Source organism: Johannesbaptistia floridana (assembly GCF_057440575.1).
Genome location: NZ_JALKVM010000144.1, coordinates 1 through 19,128, shown reverse-complemented (window position 1 = coordinate 19,128; position 19,128 = coordinate 1). Strand labels below are relative to the sequence as shown.

8 protein-coding genes are annotated in these 19,128 nt (G+C 37.6%); 4 read left to right on the top strand and 4 right to left on the bottom strand.

What is annotated here, in order from left to right:
* Positions 1-135: 135 nt before the first annotated feature.
* The 3 genes from MW688_RS09915 to MW688_RS09905 form a co-directional block, all read right to left on the bottom strand.
* Positions 136-1,908, bottom strand: coding sequence for a ribonuclease J (locus MW688_RS09915; protein ID WP_486735812.1), 1,773 nt, complete (start codon positions 1,906-1,908; stop codon positions 136-138).
* A 430-nt stretch (positions 1,909-2,338) separates the two neighbouring features.
* On the bottom strand, positions 2,339-3,232 hold the full coding sequence (gene dapA / locus MW688_RS09910; protein ID WP_486735811.1) for a 4-hydroxy-tetrahydrodipicolinate synthase: 894 nt from the start codon (positions 3,230-3,232) through the stop codon (positions 2,339-2,341).
* 17 nt (positions 3,233-3,249) lie between these two features.
* Positions 3,250-4,257: an aspartate-semialdehyde dehydrogenase gene (locus tag MW688_RS09905; RefSeq protein ID WP_486735810.1), complete on the bottom strand. Its 1,008-nt coding sequence runs from the start codon at positions 4,255-4,257 to the stop codon at positions 3,250-3,252.
* A gap of 130 nt (positions 4,258-4,387) precedes the next feature.
* On the opposite strand from MW688_RS09905, the gene tig reads away from it, so the two are divergent.
* From tig to MW688_RS09885, 4 genes are all read left to right on the top strand, one after another.
* On the top strand, positions 4,388-5,839 hold the full coding sequence (gene tig, locus MW688_RS09900) for a trigger factor (protein WP_486735809.1): 1,452 nt from the start codon (positions 4,388-4,390) through the stop codon (positions 5,837-5,839).
* A 695-nt stretch (positions 5,840-6,534) separates the two neighbouring features.
* Complete coding sequence (clpP, locus tag MW688_RS09895; protein ID WP_486735808.1) at positions 6,535-7,254, top strand: ATP-dependent Clp endopeptidase proteolytic subunit ClpP; 720 nt, start codon at positions 6,535-6,537, stop codon at positions 7,252-7,254.
* A gap of 34 nt (positions 7,255-7,288) precedes the next feature.
* A complete protein-coding gene (clpX, locus tag MW688_RS09890) occupies positions 7,289-8,650 on the top strand; it encodes an ATP-dependent protease ATP-binding subunit ClpX (protein ID WP_486735807.1) in 1,362 nt (453 codons plus the stop codon).
* Between the two features lie 2 nt (positions 8,651-8,652).
* Positions 8,653-9,507, top strand: coding sequence for an alpha/beta fold hydrolase (locus MW688_RS09885; RefSeq protein WP_486735806.1), 855 nt, complete (start codon positions 8,653-8,655; stop codon positions 9,505-9,507).
* A gap of 592 nt (positions 9,508-10,099) precedes the next feature.
* On the opposite strand, the gene MW688_RS09880 is transcribed toward MW688_RS09885, so the two are convergent.
* The coding region (locus tag MW688_RS09880; RefSeq protein ID WP_486735805.1) for an RHS repeat-associated core domain-containing protein at positions 10,100-19,128 on the bottom strand (9,029 nt) is incomplete at its 5' end.

Here is a 19,128-nt window from a genome sequence, read left to right as displayed (position 1 = left end):
ATGTTTGATTCAAAACCTACGCAGTATTGGGGCTAAAGCCCTACTACAAACTCATTTAGTTAAAAAATATCCTCCCCTAACTCAAAAAAGAGATAGGAGAGGATAAATATTTAACTAACTAACTAAAAAGAATGTTTAAGACGCTACAGAAGCAGTTGATCGCCTGCGGCGGTAACGATATTTCTTGGTTTGGCCTGTGGTTTCTGGTTTGTCAGGATGCTGTAACAAAAAGATAATCAAGGGCATGGTTTGAGTTTCTCGCTTAATTAAGCGGCGTAAACTATTTTCCACTTCTTCTGTGATTTGATTCCATTCTACTTGTAACTCATCATCTATAGTGTTGCTGAATTCTTGCCAGCGATCGCTCAGTACTTTTTCCACATTACGGACTATGAGGTCTTTGAGTAAATTTCTTTCGATTTTACTCACTACTCCCCGTAAATTAACCTCTGGTTTTGAGAGCATATTGCCTTCCCAGTCTACTGCCGCAGCCACCGTAATCGCTCCGTCTTCTGCTAGTTTTTGGCGCTCTTCCATTACTTTTTCGTGAACAATACCAGCTCTATCTACCAGTTTTATCCCTGATTCTACGCTTCCTGCGATGCCAATACTATCTTCTGTTAGTTCTATGACATTGCCATTTTCTACTATCACTATATTCTCTTCTGGTATTCCCATACTTTGGGCCGTTTGAGAATGTTTAACCAGCATACGATATTCTCCGTGTACTGGTACGAAAAACTTCGGCTTGGTCATCGCTAACATCAGTTTGTGGTCTTCTTGGGCACCATGACCAGAAACATGAATCCCTAAGTGCTTACCATACACTACATTGGCCCCTAACTTCATTAACCTATCTATGGTATTAACTACTGCTATTGTGTTTCCTGGAATCGGGTTAGCTGAAAAAATGATTGTATCTCCAGGACGAACTTTCAAATCTCTATGTTCTCCTTTGGAGATGCGAGTCATTGCTGATAGAGGTTCTCCCTGGGAGCCTGTTGTGAGAATTAGTATTTTATCATCAGGGATGCTATTTATCTGTCTTAGGGAAACAAATAGGTCATCGGGACACTTAATATAGCCTAGGTTACGGGCGTGGGAGATTACATTCAGCATAGAACGCCCTACTAATCCTACTTTGCGTCCATGCTTTTGAGCTAATTGCAGTGCTATATTTAAACGATGCACAGAAGAAGCAAAGGTAGTTAGCATAATCCTCCCCTCCGCTTGACCAAATACTTTATCTAAGTTGGGATATACTGAACTTTCTGATGGGGTATGTCCTGGTACTTCGGCGTTGGTTGAATCGCTTAGTAGTGCTAATACTCCTTTTTCTCCATGTTCTGCTAATTTTTGTAAATCAAAATGTTCTCCATCTACGGGAGTATGGTCTACTTTGAAATCTCCTGAGTGAATAACTACCCCTATCGGTGTATGTAGGGCTATAGTGAAGCTATCGGCGATGGAGTGGGTATTTCTTAAAAATTCAGCATAGAATGAACTGCCTATTTTTACTATATCTCTGGGAGCTACTGAGTGTAATTTCGTCTTTTCTAGAAGATTTGCTTCTTGTAGTTTATCTTCTAAAAGACGCATTGCTAGACGAGGTCCATAAATCAACGGTATATTAATCTGTTTGAGATGATAGGCGATTCCCCCTATATGATCCTCATGTCCGTGAGTCACAATCATTCCTTTTATCTTATCTTCGTTTTCTTTTAGATAAGTGATATCGGGAAGTACTATGTTAACTCCGTGCATTTCGTCTGTGGGAAAAGCTAGACCTGAGTCTAGTAAGATTATTTCGTCTTCGTATTCAAATACGCAGGTGTTTTTACCTATTTCATGGAGTCCACCTAATGGGATAATTTTTAGTGTTGGTTTTGTCTCTTTTTTATTTGGCATATTGTTCCTTTTAATTTCAATTGGTTTGCTTTTTTACACTTTATTTAGTTGTGATTGAAAAACTTTTTTTAGCAGCTTTTTTCTAATTTGTTTAATTCTGTTTTCTGGTTATTTTTCTTAAGATTTTTCCAGCTCTTCATCTATATAGCGTTTTCTAGTCTACTGAGAGAGGTTATTGGATTAGGATGTAAGTTCAAAACAGGAAAAAAATAATTAACAAAAATGTACCTGATGCCTATGGAAATTGCTATATACTAGTTTTTATTTTTCCAATACTTTATTTCTTTTAAAGTACTTTTTTTTCGTTATTACTATTGCATTATACTATTAATTTCATGAATACAATCTTATTTTCCTTAGCTTTAATCTCAATTTTGCCTAGAATTAAACATCTGCTTTACATATTAATTATAACATTTTTTTGACTTTTTTAATTAATCAAAGATAGATCTTGTAAAACTATTTTTAATTTTGCTTCTAATTCTGGTTCTAATTCACACAAAGGCGATCGCAGTCCCCCTACTTGCCAACCTTGTAACTTCAATGCCTTTTTTACGGGTATGGGATTAGTTGCACAGAACAACACTTTAAATAGATTATATAATTTTAAGTGTATGTCTCTGGCTAATTTAGTTTCTCCACGGTTAAAAGCTGCAATCATTTCTTGCATTTCTTTTCCCACCAGATGACTAGCCACGCTGACTACTCCGCAACTTCCTACACTTAACAGGGGTAAGGTTAGGGAATCTTCTCCTGAATAAATCATAAATGATTCTGGGGTATTGAGGCGAATAGCACTGGCATTTTCTAAACTGCCGCTTGCTTCTTTTACTGCTACTATACTTTCTATTTTAGCTAATTCCGAGATAGTTTCAGGAGTTAAATTACATCCTGTTCTCCCTGGTACATTATAAAGCATCATTGGCAGATCATCAGTTGCTTGGGCGATCGCCTGAAAATGTTTGTATAATCCTGCTTGGGTTGGCTTGTTATAGTATGGCACTACCTGCAAAGAGCCATCTAACCCTAGTTTTGCTGCTTTTTTCGTAGCTGCGATCGCTTCTTTTGTGGAGTTTGAGCCTGTGCCTGCGATTATCTTCGCCCTTCCCCCTACTGCCTGTTTTACTGCTGTAAATAATTGATATTCTTCATCCCAATCTAGGGTCGGTGATTCCCCTGTAGTCCCACATATCACCAAACCATCACTACCATTATTGACTAAATAATCTGCTAACTTTTCAGCCATATCATAGTCAACTTCATCGCTCTTTGTAAATGGTGTCACCATAGCGGTGAGCACTCTCCCGAATAATGGATTACTCATTCACACCCGTTTCTTCTTTATTTATTTAACAACAACTCGCCTATTTGTACTGCGTTTAAGGCTGCCCCTTTACGAATTTGATCACCACATATCCACAATTCTAAACCATTAGGTAAAGAAATGTCTTGACGAATGCGACCGACTAACACTTCATCTTTGCCGCTTGCCTCGATAGGCATAGGAAAATAATTTGCTTGCCAATCTTCTACAAGTTTTACACCTGGTGCTTTTGCTAAAATGTCTCTAGCTTTAGCTACAGAAAAGCCTTCACTAAATTCTAGATTAATCGCTTCAGAATGGGCACGCAATACTGGTACTCTGACACAAGTTGCCGATATTTTCAACTGAGGAGTGTTGAAAATTTTTCTCGTTTCATTGACCATTTTCATCTCTTCTTGACAGTATCCCTGCTCATTTAGAGGGGAGTTATGGGGAAACAGATTAAAAGCTAGAGGATAGGGAAAAGCATTTGTGGGTGGAGTTTTACCCTCTAATATTGCTCTTGCTTGGGTTTTTACTTCTTCCATGGCTTGAGCCCCGGCACCACTTGCTGATTGATAAGTTGAGACGATTATTCGCTTAATTGCTTTTAGCTGGTGTAGGGGCCAAATAGCTACTCCCATAATAATCGTTGTACAATTAGGATTAGCAATAATGCCTTGATGTTTATTAACCTCTTGTGGATTAATTTCAGGTACAATCAGAGGCACATTAGGTTCCATTCTGTAAGCACTAGAATTATCTATAGCCACAGCCCCTGCCTCTACAGCTTTAGGCAACCAAGTTTGAGAAATTGATCCTCCTGCTGAAGCTAATACCAAATCTATATTCTTAAAAGAATTATCCTCTACTGCTTCAACTTGAATTAACTCTTCCTTAAAACTCATGGTTTTCCCGGCAGAGCGAGTCGAAGCTAAGAGTTTTAACTCAGCTATGGGAAAATTGCGGCTCTCTAGCAGTTGAACGATTTCTGTTCCCACAGCTCCTGTAGCACCTAAAACAGCGACACGAAGTTCACCCCTCAAATAAAATTCCTCCCTCAAATAAAAATAATTTTGGTATGATAGTATTTCTTAGGCTAGGATATCATGAGTATAACTTTTAATTCAATTGAAAAAGTTAGTTTAGTTAAAAATAAACAGAGAGAAAGTATAGATGAAGGTTACCCAGGAAAAGCTTCCTGATAGTCAGTTAGGACTAGAAATAGAAATTTCAGGGGAAAGCTCCCGCAAAAAGTATGATCAAGTAGTAAAAGAATTATCTCGTTCGACAACTATTCCTGGTTTTCGTAAAGGAAAAGTACCAAAACCTATTTTGCTACAAAAATTAGGAATAGAAAGAATTAAAGCCGCAGTTTTAGAAGAGTTACTTCAAGAAAGCATGAAAGCGGCTATTGAACAAGAAAATATCGAACCTTTAGAAAAAGGTAAGTATCAACTGCGCTCAGACTTTGAAGAATTACTCAAAAGCTACAAGCCGGGAGAAGTATTTAGCTTTAGTGCCGCGTTAGAAATGCCTCCTGAAATAGAATTAGGAGATTATCATAACCTCAACGTCAAGGCGGAAGAAATAAAATACGATCCTAAAGATGTAGAAGAATTTTTAACAGAGCGACGCGCCGCTCAAGCTATCCTAGTACCAGTAGAAGAGCGTTCTGCACAATTAGGAGATTTAGCAGTAATTGACTTCCAAGGCAAAGAAACTGCCCCAGAAGCAGCAACAGAAGCAGCAACAGAAGCAGAAACAGAAGCAGCAACAGCAAAAGTTATTCCTGGTGTAGAGGGCAATGACTTTGAAATGGAATTGGCGGTAGAAAAGTTTATTCCTGGTTTCGTAGAGGGAATAGTAGGTATGAATATAGGGGAAAGCAAAACTATACCCTTGACTTTTCCAGAAGATTATCCCACAGAAGAATTAGCTAGTAAACCAGTAGTGTTTGAAGTAACACTAAAAGAATTAAAAGAAAGAGAACTGCCAGAATTAGACGATGAATTCGCTCAAGAAGTGAGTGAATTTCAAACCATGGTAGAATTTAAAGAGTCTGTGCAAAAACAATACCAAGAAAAAGCAGAACAAGATACTAAACAGGGCATTGATGCGGCTATCCTTGCTGAATTAGTATCTATAAGTAAGATAGAAATCCCCGGAAGCATGATTGATGAAGAAGTAAGCGAAATGCTAACTCAAACAGCCATGCAGTTTCAGCAAATGGGAATGGATGTCAAACAAGTTTTTACACCAGAATCAATTCCGAGAATGCGGGAAAATATTCGTCCCGAAGCTAAGCAAAAACTTCAAGAAAATTTAGCAATCCAAGAAGTAGCTAAAAAAGAATCAATTAAACCAGAGGAAGAGGCAATAGCGGCAAGAATCTCTGAAATTAAAACACAATTAGAAGGTCAAGCAATAGATGAAGATCGCTTATCACAAATAGTTGTAGATGAGTTGACTAGAGAAAAAACTCTATCATGGCTACAGTCAAAAGCACAGGTAGAATTATTACCTCAAGGCTCTTTGAGCGAATCAAACCCAGAAGAGGAAGAAACAGCAGATAACACAGAAGAACCAGAAACACAAAACCAAAACCCCACGGAAGAAGGATCTTAAACTCTCCATTGGCACATTTATTTTTACATCCTGACTGAGTAAGAAATGAGGAGTGTGGGAAGTGTGGGAAGTGTGGGATTTACTCATGAGTCAAATCCGCCTAATTATAGCAGCGAACGCAGTAGTGTTAACAACATTTATCACTAACTTTTCCCCCCTTCCCCCCTTACTAAGGCAGGGCTGTTTTGTTCTTGACAAAGAAAATGGCGAGGAGAAGCAGGGAGCACCGGAGCAGGGAGAGGGGATTTTTTGCTAATAATAAATCCCCTTTTTTCTAAAAATAGCTAAAAAGAGCGACAACTTTTGTTGTGTCTAGCTTCTAGCTTACGACAAAATTTTAGAATAAAACAGCCCTGCCCTTACTAAGGGGGGCTTTTCATCATTTTTGTCAACATCTATTGGCTCATTGCTATAGTTAGATTATGGGATATTGATGCAAATACCTAAAAACCCTCTTTCTCCCCTTCTCCCCCTCTCCCCCTCTCCCCCTCTCCCCCTCTCTCCACGATCCCCATGAGGCCAAGAGAGCTAGAAGTCTGATAAAAAGTATAAAAAAACTTGCTATAATTGACGGTGAAAACGATTAATTGTTAGTAAAAATCAACTAGACTGTTAAATAGGGTAGAATGAGCCTATTTGTGACATTTGAACAAAACCTCTATAGAAAATAATAGCAAACTCCCAAATATAATACTATGCTAAACTCTCAACATTTGATAACAGACACCAAAAGTTACTACAAACCAGAAATTTACTCCATGAGTAAAATTCAGAAAACAAAAAATAGCCAAATACAAAATATAGTGCCGATGGTAGTAGAACAATCGGGCATGGGAGAACGAGCTTTTGATATCTACTCAAGACTATTGAGAGAAAGAATTATATTTATTGGAACTCCCATCGATGATAACCTCGCTAACTCGGTGACAGCTCAAATGCTATTTTTAGAATCAGAAGATTCAGAAAAAGATATTCAACTATATATCAATTCTCCTGGGGGTTCAGTATACGCAGGTATGGCCATATATGATACGATGCAACAAATAACCCCAGATGTAGCAACAATATGCTATGGAATCGCCGCGAGTATGGGTGCTTTTCTTCTCTCGGGAGGAGCTAAAGGCAAACGTATGGCTTTACCGAACTCTCGCATGATGATTCATCAACCATTAGGAGGCGCCCAAGGACAAGCATCTGATATCCAAATACAGGCAAAAGAAATTTTGTACATTAAACAAAGGCTTAACGAAATGTTGGCAGAACATACAGACCAACCTCTAGAAAAAGTTAAGCAAGATACAGAACGCGATTTCTATATGTCCTCAGCAGAAGCAAAAGAATATGGATTAATCGACCAAATAATATCTAAACCAGGTGTCTATCAACCTGAAGTAAATGTAGAAGCACTATACTAGAAGACGCAGATAAAGAGGCAAAAAAGAGGCAAATATGTCAAAATACGACGCTCATCTAAAATGTTCTTTTTGTGGAAAATCCCAAGAGCAAGTACGTAAGTTAATTGCAGGACCTGGAGTATATATATGTGATGAATGTGTAGACTTGTGTAATGAGATTTTAGATGAGGAGTTGGCCGCTTCTAACAATGGCACAGAAGCTAGTCAACCAATTTCACGAACAGCTAACTCGGCAAAACGCAGAGAAAATCAAGAGCAAATAAACTACAACCAAATCCCCAAGCCAAAAGAGATCAAAGCCCATCTAGATGATCATGTGATCGGTCAAGAAGCAGCTAAAAAAGTTCTATCGGTAGCTGTATATAACCATTACAAGCGCTTAAGCTTGAATCAAAAAACTAAAGAGAAAAAATCAGAAGACAGTGTAGAGCTAAACAAATCAAACATACTGCTTATTGGGCCCACAGGATGTGGAAAAACTCTACTAGCACAAACTTTAGCTAAAATCCTTGATGTGCCTTTTGCTGTGGCTGATGCCACAACTCTCACGGAAGCAGGTTATGTGGGAGAAGATGTAGAAAATATCTTACTGAGATTACTCCAAGTAGCAGATTTAGATGTAGAGGAAGCTCAAAGAGGGATTATCTATATAGATGAAATCGACAAGGTAGCAAGAAAAAGCGAAAACCCATCAATAACTAGAGATGTATCAGGTGAAGGTGTACAACAAGCTTTGTTGAAAATGCTAGAGGGAACAGTAGCTAATGTACCCCCCCAAGGCGGTAGAAAACATCCCTATCAAGATTGTATCCAAATAGATACAAGTAATATCTTGTTTATTTGCGGTGGTGCTTTTGTTGGTTTAGATAAAGTAATCGAACAAAGAACAGGGAAAAAATCCATGGGCTTTATTAATTCAGGAGATAGTAAATCTAAAACAAAAGACAAACAGACAAAAGAAAAACGCACAGCCGATGTACTAGCGGCACTAGAACCAGATGACTTGGTGAAATTTGGCATGATTCCAGAATTCGTAGGACGTATACCAGTAATAGCAGGATTAGAACCTCTAGATGAAGAAGCTTTAATCGCTATACTGACTGAACCACGTAATGCCTTGATAAAACAGTATCAGCAACTGCTAAAAATGGACGAGGTAAATCTAGAGTTCAAAGTAGACGCAATTAGAGCGATCGCCAAAGAAGCCTATCGTCGCAAAACAGGAGCTAGAGCTTTACGAGGTATAGTAGAAGAAATCATGTTAGAGGTGATGTATGAGTTACCATCTAAAAAAGATATCCACCATTGTGTGATCACTAAAGACATGGTAGAAAAACGTTCCACAGCAGAATTGTTAATTCATCCGTCATCTTTGCCTCAATCAGAATCAGCTTAAGTATGCTTGAAAGTAAAGAAGGAAAAATTAATATTAGTGGGACCGAACACTATTACGAATGGATTAAGCAAAAAAACGGTAACCAAGTAAAACCAGTCATGGTTTTTATCCATGGCTGGGGAGGTTCTAGTAGATACTGGCGCACAACAGCTAGATTCTTAAGCGATCGCTTTGATTGTCTACTATATGATTTAAGAGGTTTTGGACGTTCTAAGCTAACTGTAGTCCAAGATAACTTAGGTTACGAATTAGAGGTATACGCAGAAGAGTTAAAACTATTACTAGATGCTTTTAACTTAGAGAAAGTATACTTAAATAGCCACTCGATGGGGGCATCGGTGGCTACTATTTTTGGGAGTAGTTATCCAGAACGTCTTCACAAGTTGATATTAACCTGTAGCGGGATCTTTACTTATAACAAGTTAGCCTTTGAAACTTTTTATTTATTTGGTGGTTATGTAGTTAAATTTCGTTATCAGTGGTTTACTAAAATACCAGGAATGGACCGCCTATTTATGGCCCGTTTTCTACATCGTCCGATTGAAGCTGAAGCAAGACTTGCTTTTTTAGAAGATTTTATTCAAGCTGATTATGACGCCGCCTTGGGGACAATTTATACCTCAGTGAGTAAACAGGCAGTAGATACCATGCCGCAAAAATTTGCTCAGTTAAATATTCCTACTCTTCTAGTTGCCGGAGAAAAAGATATTATTATTCCAGCTACTATGGGAAAAGCAGCAGCTAGTTTAAATACTGATTGGATTAAATACATAGAAATTAGTAAAACCGCCCATTTTCCTATGCTTGAAGACTCCTCAACTTATTTACAACAAGTAAATAGTTTTCTAGATTCTTAGAGTTATTGTAATTGGCTCAACCGTAGGTTGGGTTAAACGAAGTGCAACCCAACACATACCTTTTGGAGATAATCAAAGGGATTGTTGGGTTTCGATATCTCAACCCAACCTACGAAGGCTAAATATCCTAAATATCGCCCTCAAAAATTAATAAATAGTAGGTTGGGTTAAACGACAGTGCAACCCAACACATAGCATTGAGACATCACTGGGATGATGTTGGGTTATCTTCCTGCCCCAACCTAGGAAGGCGATCGCCCGACCCAAACCTCAAGCTCAATAAGCTTTCTAACCACCCTGTCACCCCGTCAGGCTTTTTGTGCTTTAAATAATTTTTGGGTTAATAGCTGAAAAATAAAAACTAACTAAAAATCTCTAAATCTTTCTAAAAGCAATGCTACAGTCAATAAATAACAAAATTGCTAAAGAATGAGTAAACTAACCATATCAAAGATAGCAAAACTAAGTTGACACTGATAAACTAGTTTAAGTTTAATTAGCGATCGCATGTTGCAAACCTCAAGAGCCATAAGCTTTTTACCCACCCTGTCACCCCGTTAGGCGATCGCCCTTCTCAAACAAGATCCGATTTTTAACCAAATCTTATTGTAAGAAATAGTACTCCTATCTTGACTCCCTTATTAAAACCTTTGGCATATCTATTTAATTTGGGCAGTTTCGGTACTTCATTCTTAGCATCCTCTATTGCATCAATAAAATCTATGCTTAGATTTGATTCCCGGTCTTCTACATAGACTCCTACTTGTTCTAAAACTTCGCTTATGAAAGATGCGGTAAGCAGGGTAAAACCTTGGATAACTCCCAAACCTTCCGCAGCTCGACTATTTAACGTCCTATTTATTAATCTCGCATATGCAATCAAAGGAATTTCCCCACTTGGATCTGTTAAGTTACTAGGATTATCAAAACCATAAATATAATCATGTAAACTTATAGGTATCTCATTAAACCCTTCAAAAGGATCTCTAGAAATAAACCGTCCTGTGGCTGAATCATAATACCTTGCCCGTAGATAAGTTAAACCTGTTGCTTCATCTAATTGTTCACCCGTAAATAAGTAATTATTCTCATCCACATCAACTTGATTTAAAAAATTACCATAAGCATCATAAACATACTCATTAGTGGCTAAACCATTCTCATCGGTTAAATTACGGGTGCTACCTAAACCATCAACATGAGCGAAAATCTGCCCTGTGCCACTATCTTGAGAAATTAAATCCCAACCGTAGGTATAAGAAGTTATCACATCACCATTGGCGGTATATTCCTCAATTACTTGAGCAAACCGTTGTTGATTTTTATCAACTAAGAAGCGCATTTCTTCTCCATCTACAGTCATTGCTACTCGAATACCATTGGCATCGTATTCAAACTCAATCCGTTCAGTTTCGCCATTGTCATTAACTTCTACTGCTATTAACTCACCCTTAGCATTCCATTCATAAGTTTTGGTAGTTTCGCCATCAACCGTTATGGTAATTAAATTACCTGCATCATCATATTGATATTCAGTGACCACACTTCTAGTTGCTTCCCTCAACAGGCGATCGTTTTCATCATAGGTATAGGTAGTAGTTCCATTTTCTGAATCAACCTTCTGGAGGCGATTACCTACAGCATCGTAAACATATTCAATGGTGTAGTTACCATTAACTGAATCAGTCACTGATTCTTCAGTTAAGCGATAGAGTTCATCATATTCATAGTTAGTTATTCTGCCGTTTTCTTCTTCAATTCGTAAGCGATTGCCTACTCCATCTAGGGTATAGGTAAAGCTAGAAATAGTGTTGTTACCATTGACATTTTCTAGGTATATCAGGCGATTGAGGTTATCATAATCACGATTTTCTACTACTCCATTTGGTAAAATCGTTTCAATTAAATTACCCACAGCATCATAATCATAATCAGTAACTCCACCATCACTATCAGTGACCGTATCAGGGCGATTTAAAGCATCGTAGGTGTAAACTGTGGTGCCAGAAGCCGTGTCAACCGAGAGAATATTACTTGCATCATCATAAGTATAGGATATACTGCGTCCATCAGGTTCCGTACGGGATAATAATCTATCTCGCAAATCATAGGTAAAGGTGGTTGTGCCTCGGTTATCAGTAACAGTGGCTAATTGTCCAGTTAAGGTATAGGTAAAGGTTTCTGTGGGAGTATTATCAGAATAACTACGAGAGATTAACCTGTCTCGCTCATCATAGTTAAAGGTAGTTACCACGCCGTTATAATCGGTGATAGTTTTGATGTTACCCACTTTATCATAGGTGGTTGAGGCAATTTGTCCTAAAGGTAAGCTAGTGTTGATAACTTGGTTTAAGTCATCGTAGGCAAAGTTAACTACATTATCATTAGCATCGATTTGTTGAATAATATTACCTGCGGTATCGAGGATATATTCAGTTTCACCGCCTAAAGTATCAATAACCTTAGTTAACCTGCCGAGGGCATCGTATTCAAAATCATTACTATTTCCTGCTTGATCAATTAGCGTAATCAAATAGCCTAGACTATTATAAGTATGCTCTTGTTCGCTCCCATCGGCAAAGGTAATATTGATTAACTGATTTAAACCATCATAACCATATTCCGTACGGTGGTTATTAGCATCAATCAAGGCAGTTAGATTACCTACCGCATCGTATTCAAAACGAGTTTGATTATCATTAGCATCCTTTTCCCGAATGAGATTACCTGCATTGTCATAGAAAGATTCGGTGCGATTGCCTAACTCATCAATTTCAGCACTAACTAAACCATCGCCATAATATTCGGTGGCAATAAAAGGATTATCAGTTAAATCGAGGGGAGTGTTATCAGGATAGATGGTTTTTACCAGACGTTGGAGGGCATCATATTCATAGTAAGTCACCCTGCCTAACTCATCGGTGGTAGAGATTAACTGATCTGATTCATCATATTCGTTGAAAATACGAGGATTATCGTTATTATTAGGGGTATTGTCCGGGAAAATCGTAGTAATTAACAATCCCCTGTCATTATAAACAAATTCGGTTCTGCGTCCTAACTCATCAACTTCTGCTATTACATCCCCTGCTTCATTATATTCGGTCAAACTAGTATCACCATTGGGATTAGTTTCGCTAGTTTCCCGCCCTTCTCCATCATAAGTGTAGGTGAAAGTTTGCCCTAAATCATTAGTAACGGAAGTAACGTTACCTCGATTATCGTAGGTGAAGGTATATTCTGCACCATCGGGGGAATTTAACTGGGTGATATAACCAAAGTTATTGTAAGTAAAGTCGATTTCGTTGCCTTCGGCATCAGTTATGGTGGTTAACAAGCCACGATTATCGTATTCATATTCAGTAATATTTCCTTCGGCATCTTCCCTTTGAGTACGATTTCCTTCGGCATCATAGGTATTAGTGGTAGTGTTACCGTTAGCATCGGTTTCGCTGAGTAAGTCATTATTTTGATTATAGGTGGATGTGGTGGTATTCCCTTCCCCGTCGGTTTGACTTAATAAGTTACCGCGATCATCATAAACAAAAGTACTAGTATTACCTTCAGGATTTGTTTCACTGATAACATTGTTATTACCATCATAAGTTCTTTGTGTTCTTCCTCCTAAAGCATCTATTTGGGTAATAATATTACCTCTATCATCGAATACTAAAGTAGTTTCATTCCCAAAGGGATCTCTAATGGTTTGACGTGAGGCAGCAGAATCATAATTAATATCTAAAGCATTGCCATCAGCATCAAATATCTTGCTAATTTGTCCATTTTCATCGTATTCTGTGCGTACACCTGTTCTACCTAGTGGGTCTATTACTTCTGTGAGATAATGAGGTATGTCGCTTTCATATTTGAAGGTGGTTTCGTTACCAGCGCGGTCTGTAAAACCAACCAAGTCACCATCATTATTATAGTTATATCTCAATGAGTTACCATCAGGATCTATTATTTCGGTAATTTGTCCTTCTGCATCACGGATAAATTGAATTTCTGCACCAGTTGAGCTGACGATACCATTATCACTATAAGTAAGAACATTACCATTTCTGTCAGTTACATCAATTAATCCTTCATTTTGGTTGTAGCGATAAATGGTGCCATCTCGGGTAGTTAATCTGTATATAGTTGGGTTATAACCTAGGAAAGTAAATAATGGTGCTCCAACTGTACCATCACTTCTCAAACTTAAACTTGTGAGACTGTCTTCTGCTTCTAATGTAGCATATACACCTGGATCTGGTGTAAAAGTAGGGGTATAAATTGGACCGAAGAAACTACCTCCAGAGAGTTCAACATCGAAGGTAAATCCAACTCTACGTCCATCAGGAGTGTTTAATGTTATCCTAGTTCCGACAGAGAAAGTATTCGTAGTATTAAAGATAATTGAATTAGCATCACTTAAATCCCTACCATCAGGAGAAGATTCAACGATATTAGCATCAGCTAAACCAATTTCCCAACCATAGCCAAAATCTGTTTCAAAATTGGCATTCAGACTATTATAAGTCCTAGTAATTTCAATGGGTACTCCTGCAACAGGTACACTTAAATCAGTAAAGTCAAGACTAAATTCTCCAGGTTTAGTGGGAGAATCGATGCCTAAAATTACACCATCAACATTACCTTGGCCATTAATATCTTGAGTAAAGACTTGAATAAAATAACTATCATTGCGATAGAGATTAGGATCTATAGTCCCAATAACGCCATCATCAATGTTATTGCTGCCTTCGGCGATAGTAATAAAATCAGGATCATTTGGATCTAAATTATCTAAGTCTATGAGACTTACTGGGGCAATCTGTAACTTATAGAATTCGAGATTATCATCATTAATTGAACCAATAATATCAGTTTTTTCGTTGATAACAGGGTTAGTGGGATCAAAAATACTTAAATCTAGCTCTGTTACAGGCGCTTCTGTATCAGTGGGGTCAAATACCCTAATTTCTACATTTTTACTGTCACTATTACCGTTTAAGTCTGTCGCTGTGGCAATGACTTCAAAGACTCCCGATTGAGTAAGTTCCACAGAAGCACTATTAATGATGCCATTTTCAACAGAATCGGGGTTTAAGATTAAAGGATTGCCATCAAAAGATAAATCTAAATCTGCTAAACCAACATTATCAAAGCCCTGAATTTGTAAGTTTAAGGTATCACCAGGATTGAATAAGCTACTATTAAAACCCAAATTGACTTGTGGGGCTTCATCATCTCCTATAATACTAATTACATTAATTTGATAAGATTGATTTATAACTCCACCTCGTCCATCACTAACTTCTAACTCAACGGCAAAAGTTCCTTCTTGATCTGGATTCCAAGTAATTTCTCCTGTTGAACTAATTTGCATTCCAGATGGATTGTTTAACAGATTATAGGAAAGAGTATCGTTATCAAAATCAAATGCTTGGACAGAATATTGATATTCATTATCGATCGCTCCACTTGTGTTTGGTTGAGAAGTGATAATAGGAGTGCGATTAGCGGCAACATAGTTATAAGTATTGTTTTCCTCATTACTTTCAGAGACAAAACCTTGTCCTGTACCATCATCATCAGCAACTACCCAAATTTCATCTAAAGTTATTTCTCCATCAATAGTTAAACTGACATCTTCAAAATTGGCAGTATTCAGCCTAGCAGATGTTTGAGTCACACCTAGTAATGTTCCGCCTTCTTCAGGATTTCCTCGATAAAAAGCTACATTAATACCTGAATTAACAAAAATATTGCCCCCATTACCAATACGAGCGGTTATTGTGGTTTCACCTGCATTTTCATCAAGCCTTACAAACGACATGGTTAAATCTGGACAAGCATTTACACTACCGTCAGTTCGTATATTCAGACGATAATTATTATAAATTTCCCAGTTATTGGCTTCAAAAACAGGTATTGATCCATCTTCATTAATGTTGGTAATGTGATAGGTATGTTGATTCCAAATTTGACGAGTCGGCACCCAAGTATCATTCAAATCACCAATGACAAATATACCTGTGTTTCCAGAAACTATTGAATTATTAGCAACAGCTATAATTTCAGCATTGCCATCAGCATCCACATCAACGACTAATGGATATTCATAAGTGGTAGCTGAACTTTTCTCAAATTGATATAAAATACTGCCTGTTTCACCATCATAAATCCGTAAAAATCTTTGATCATTAGAAAGGATCTCAACTCGACCATCCCCTTCAAAATCAAACACTGAAGATCCTGTCATACTACTACTATCTGAGATCGATTGTGTCCATTTTACTGAACCATCGGTTTCTAAAACTGTATATGATCTCCCTGCTATACCGATTTCCACTTGTCCATCTCCATCTAAATCAGCAATAGTAGGAGGACCATATCGTGAACTAGGAAGCGAATTATTCGTCCATTTTATCTCACCTGTATGTTCTAATAAATTAACTTGCCCAGGTGAAACAACAACTATTTCTGGGAACTCATCATCATCAAAATTACCGACAGCAGGGAAACCATCAGCAATAGAGGAGTTCCAATATAATGAACCGTCTGCTCGATAGGCACTACTACCAGCGACGATTTCTGGACTACCATCCATATCTAAATCGGCTACTCCAGATAAAGGTCCTCTCAAACCAATATTTCCTTCACCAAAACTACCTTCCCAAAGAATGTTGCCTTGATTATCAAGAACCGTAGCTCCTACAATAATTTCTGTTACACCATCATGATCTAAATCAGCTAAAGAAGCTCCACCCCAATCTATAGACCCACCAAGCCCACCACCATTTCTTTTTATGGTAGAACTTTGCCACTTAAAACTACCATCATGTTCAAAAGCAATCAAAGAAGAACCATTTTCGTAAGGAGCAATAATTTCTGGTAATGAATCGTTATCAATATCACCCACTGCAATACTCCCCGATGGTAATACTTCGTAAATAGAGTCTGTCACTGTCCAAATTTCACTACCATCAGCACCACTAATAGCTCGGAGTTTGCCATTAGATTGATAGCTTCTACCAGTATAGGTACTAAATATAATATCAGGTATTTCGTCTTGATTAACATCAATAACAGCAGGAGTCATCATTACCTGATTTGAAGTTGGTACAACAGAAAAACTACTTTTATTCCATTCCACAACAGGATTAAACTCACCTATCTGTCCATTATTATCATGTACATCTTCACAATCTTGACTGGTAATAATGATATTGTTGGTTTCATCTACCTCATCAATAACGTTTCCAACATCTACAAAAGCACCAATGGGGGAGTTTAGGAAATTAATTTCTCCAAAAAGTTCGGCTGAAACAGTTATACTCTCTCCTGCATTCAAAGGCTCAGTGATTGCTATTGTTCCAAAAAGGTTATCAATATCATTATCATAGCTTTGATTGCCATTAACATCTTCAAAAAAGGCAACTTCAAAAGCAGTGGTAATATTGTTATTACCACTGTTAGTGATCAATGCTTCTGCATTACCTACAAAGTTGAGTAACTGACCATCAAAAGCAAGTCCACTGGTGTCTAATTCAGCGATAGTCAGATCATATTCTGGTGTTTCAACAATTTCAACATTACCAAAGTCGATATTTTCAACTATTTCTCCTGATTCAAGCTCAATTTCATATTGATTCTCAATTAAAAGAGCTTCTGGAATAGCTAATCCAACATTTCCTAAAACTTCAGATAATTCTTTTTCTTCAATAAAATCACCTGTTGAAGGATCAATAATCACAAGTCTGGAAGGAATACTCGTTCTAAAACTTGATGTACCATAAAGCACACCATTTGAATCAGAGTCAAGACTCGGCACTCTCAATGATGTACTGACTATTAAATCTGGATTAACTGATCCTGTAGATATATCCACTTCAGAGATTCTGGACACATTACCACTAAAAGTTGCTGCATATAGAGTTCCATCAGGAGTAAAAGACATGGCATCAACATCACTAAAACCACTGCCAAAAGATCCAATTAAGGTTGGATTGGCGGTTTCAGTATCAATGAGAATTAATTGACCAGCACCAAAACGTCCTCCAGCACCATACATTTGACCATTATAAAAGGCTAAAGACTCAACAGCACCAAATCCAGCAGTTCTACCGATTTCAGTGACTTCGCCACTTTCGGGATTAATTTCAACCAAAAGATTACCATCTAGAATCCCAAACAATTCACCTTGATCATTAAATTCAAGAGCATCTGCATTATTGTTGTAAATAGAATTACCATTAACATCTCCTAAATTAGCAATTAATGTAAACTCTCCTGTGTCTGGATCTATTTGAGTAAAATCTCCTCTAAAGTTTAATCCAAAAAATGGATCTTGTTGTGCGAAAGAAGGAAATGTTTGTTCAAAACCATCTGGAACTATTTCTCGAACAATATAAGTATCAGGTTCAAGATTATTAAATTCATATTGCCCTGTTTCATCAACATTAGGAGTACTTGGATCATCTTGGGCAGTTACCCTGAAAGGCTCGTTATTGTCTAAAGTGCCGTTGTTATTAATATCCAGATAAACGGTGACACCTGCTAAACCTGATTCTGATTGATTGAAAATCCCATCACCATTACTATCTTCCCATTTAGTACCTAGAATCGTACCTAAATTCCCTGATGCTAAAACTTCTACTGTGAAAGTTTGAGTATCAATACCACCTCTGCCATCCTCGACCTGTACTGTAAACTCATAAGAAGGCAGTAAAAATTCTGTAACTGGTTCAAATGTTAATAAACCGCTATCTTCATCAATTTCTGCCCCAAAAGGAGAATCCTGCAACAGATAACTGAGAATATCACCATCAGCATCTATCGCCTCTACTTGATAAGTATATACAGTCTCAGGGTCATAGATTAATTCTGGAGTGCTAGTAATCTCTGGATCGCTATTTATTCCCTCTCTAATCAAGATTTCTGAAGTTCTTCCTTGATTTCCAGCTCTATCGGCTGTTACCATTTGATAAAGTCCTTCGCCAATACTGGGTAAATCTACCTCAGTAAAGACAAAAGTACCGTCACCATTAGGAGTAACAACATCTCCTGTTTCAACTAACACCACTTCTAGTTCTGAATCTGTGTTCCCATTTAAATTGACTTGATATTCAGTGGTAGTGTTATCTCCTAATTCTCCTGTATCGCTTTCTGGTGCTAATTCAAATTCAATCTCAGGTGGTGTTAAATCTAGGGTATAGGTAACTACTGCTTGTGATTCATTTCCAAAATCATTTAATGCTCTTAATTGGAGAGTATATTCTCCATCTGGTAACTCTTCATTTGGTAAAATTAAGGTTTCATATTCATCTAAGCCAATGGTTATACTACCATCCCCATTTATGGCGCTGCTTATATTTACAAAACCATTACCATTGAGATTACCTTCTAACCTAGTTGTGTTAGTTACTTGTCCAATAACTGTCGGGTCATAGGTGAGGCGATCGCTGTCACTAATTCCGGTATCATTAGCTAAATCTGCTCTTATTGTTGGGGTTTCTCCGACAATAACTTCAATAACATTAATTGTAAATTCTTCACTATAAGTAAGAGAAGTGTTGCTGATATCTGTTGCTGTTAATATTAGAGGTACTGTTTCTTCTACAGCAAAATCTAAAC

What these genes read in the sequence shown, in the direction of transcription:
- MW688_RS09915 (WP_486735812.1), bottom strand. Translation starts at nt 1,908, where the DNA reads ATGCCAAATAAAAAAGAGACAAAACCAACACTAAAAATTATCCCATTA.
- dapA (WP_486735811.1), bottom strand. Translation starts at nt 3,232, where the DNA reads ATGAGTAATCCATTATTCGGGAGAGTGCTCACCGCTATGGTGACACCA.
- tig (WP_486735809.1), top strand. Translation starts at nt 4,388, where the DNA reads ATGAAGGTTACCCAGGAAAAGCTTCCTGATAGTCAGTTAGGACTAGAA.
- clpP (WP_486735808.1), top strand. Translation starts at nt 6,535, where the DNA reads ATGCTAAACTCTCAACATTTGATAACAGACACCAAAAGTTACTACAAA.
- clpX (WP_486735807.1), top strand. Translation starts at nt 7,289, where the DNA reads ATGTCAAAATACGACGCTCATCTAAAATGTTCTTTTTGTGGAAAATCC.
- MW688_RS09885 (WP_486735806.1), top strand. Translation starts at nt 8,653, where the DNA reads ATGCTTGAAAGTAAAGAAGGAAAAATTAATATTAGTGGGACCGAACAC.